This is a genomic window from Massilia mucilaginosa (assembly GCF_011682145.1).
Classification (GTDB): Bacteria; Pseudomonadota; Gammaproteobacteria; order Burkholderiales; family Burkholderiaceae_D; genus Telluria_A; species Telluria_A mucilaginosa.
The window spans coordinates 1-384 of sequence record NZ_WHJH01000233.1; the positions used below are offsets into that span (position 1 = coordinate 1).

Below are 384 nucleotides of genomic sequence, written 5' to 3' on the forward strand. Positions count from 1 at the left end.
GCTGAGCGAGGCTGAACGGCAGGAGATCATCGATGTACTCCATTCGCCAGAGTATGTCGACGTTGCACCGCGCACGGCGTATGCCATGCTGCTCGATGCAGGGATATTCCTGGCGTCGGTGTCGACCTTCTACCGCATCCTGCGTGCCTGCAGCGGCACGCGTGGACGCCGTGACGAGTTGGTACACCCGGCCTATGCGCGGCCCGAGCTGCTCGCCACGCGGGCCTGTGAGGTGTGGTCGTGGGATATCACCAAGTTGAAGGGGCCGGTCAAGTCGGCACATTTCCATCTGTACGTCATACTCGATATTTTTAGCCGCTACGTGGTCGGCTGGATGATCGCCGATCGTGAATCGGACCTGCTCGCCGAAGCACTCATCGGGCA

1 protein-coding gene is annotated in these 384 nt (G+C 60.9%); it reads left to right on the forward strand.

Features of this window, described 5'->3' with window-relative positions:
- Nucleotides 1-384, forward strand: a 384-nt coding sequence (locus tag F2P45_RS34650) for a DDE-type integrase/transposase/recombinase (RefSeq protein ID WP_166882706.1), incomplete at both ends; no start/stop codon positions are given.